The 1739-nt window shown below is 33.3% G+C and carries 2 protein-coding genes; both read left to right on the plus strand.

Translation table 11 applies throughout. From position 1 onward, the window contains the following. Positions 1 to 128 precede the first annotated feature (128 nt). Positions 129 to 872 (plus strand): hypothetical protein, encoded by a 744-nt coding sequence (locus tag JHD79_RS22465; protein WP_199121594.1) that lies wholly within the window; start codon positions 129 to 131, stop codon positions 870 to 872. Continuing rightward, positions 872 to 1645, plus strand: a complete 774-nt coding sequence (locus JHD79_RS22470; RefSeq protein WP_199121595.1) for a hypothetical protein — start codon at positions 872 to 874, stop codon at positions 1643 to 1645. The genes JHD79_RS22465 and JHD79_RS22470 overlap by 1 nt, the downstream gene beginning before the upstream one ends. The last annotated feature ends 94 nt before the right edge of the window (positions 1646 to 1739 follow it).

Genomic DNA, 1739 nt, shown 5'->3' on the forward strand with positions numbered 1-1739 from the left:
AACATGGACAAGTAACAGGGCTACTTTAACTCCTGCGAACGGTAAGATTATGCTAAAAGGTCAGTTACATGATGACGGTGTTTTTACTTACCTAGCTGTAGATGATAATAAGATAAGGAGATGGTAACATGATACAACTAAGTTATTCACCAAGGGTTTCAAATTTTGTAGATGCAGCAGATGTAAGTGGGAATATTAGAAATGTTCCACTCTATTTGCAGTATCTTCATCAGATAGATGTTGCTTGTAAGAAAGCGGATATTACAACAGGAGCAGTATATCCTATTGTTGGAGGTAATGCAACTAGTCACAGTTTTAATTTTTTAGACCCAAGAGACTTGGATGCTGCTTTTAGGTTAACATTTAAAGGTACATGGACTCACGATAATCAAGGGGCTTTCAGTATAAATACAGCTTATGCTAATACATTTATAACTCCCTTTGTAGATTTAAGTCCTACAGATTGTCATATTTCATTAATGGGTTCTATTAATAATAGAAATTCAATGGGGGCTACTACTACTGTGACAAATAGAATCAGTTTACAGATAGCAGGCAATTTAAATAATTTTTATATTGGAGCATTTGGACCTGAAATAAGAGCTATAACTGCTAGCAATCTTTGTATTGGAAGTCAATTAGGTTCTACTGCTTATATATCTATTAATAGAATGATATCTTCAACCGCGAATGTTACTACAATACTTCCTAATTTTCCTATTTATATAGGGGCTATAAATAATGGGAATACTCCTGGTACCCCCTCTTCTCAAAATCATCAATTTTGTTCAGTAGGAAAAAATATAGATATGATTAAATCCAAAGCCTTCTCACATGGTATTTACACAGCGCAACGTAGCATAGGAAGATAATGAACGCACTAGAACAATATATAGGAGATTTAAACCCAAGTTGTTGGTTAAACTCTGACCATGTGAATGGTTATGGCGTTACCCAGCCATCAATAAATGCAGATGTAAATACTTGGGTAGATATTAGCGGTAATGGTAATAATTTTGTTCACGAAGTTATACCTACATACAATCCTCCTAAGTTCAACAACACTACAATGTTTAACGCTACTTATCCATCATTAGAGTTTGTTGTAGCTAATAAAAATACTTTAACAACAGTCAGTGAAACTCCTACGGTATGGACAGATACAGCTACTATTGTTATTGTCTGTAGTAATCATTTAATAAATAATACTGAAATATTCTCTTTTGCAAATACTGGTGTGGTAAATGGCAGTTTATCTTTTAGTGGCTTTATAAACAGAACAACAATAGGTACTTATAATTTAAATATTCCTTATGAATTTAGTCTTTTTATTAGCACCGTAAGAACACCATATTTAGCAATAATAAAAATAAGTGGTGAAAGCTCTTTGGGTTTGAGTAATGGTAGATTTACATCACAATTAATTAACTCAAGTTATAGTTATGGCACAAATAATCTCACTAATCCACTACAAACCCCTGGTTATACAAGAAGGATAGCATTAGGAGGTAGACGATTAAATAGCAGTTTATACGATAGGTTATCATCTACAAACATACACGAAGTGATTATTTTTCCTAGAATACTACCTGATGCAGAAACTTCACAAGTCCAAACCTATCTTAAACTTAAATACAACATATAATGCACGGAATGATAAGTAAAGGTTGGCTACACCAGACCTATGATAAGGAAACTGAGAATTTTATAGATGCAGCAGGTTTGAACAATGATGCTAA

It is taken from the genome of Pedobacter sp. ASV28, assembly GCF_016428855.1.
In the GTDB taxonomy this organism is placed as follows: Bacteria; Bacteroidota; Bacteroidia; order Sphingobacteriales; family Sphingobacteriaceae; genus Pedobacter.

Excerpts from the sequence above, each read along its gene's own strand:
- JHD79_RS22470 (WP_199121595.1), top strand. The coding sequence starts at position 872 with ATGAACGCACTAGAACAATATATAGGAGATTTAAACCCAAGTTGTTGG.
- JHD79_RS22465 (WP_199121594.1), top strand. The coding sequence starts at position 129 with ATGATACAACTAAGTTATTCACCAAGGGTTTCAAATTTTGTAGATGCA.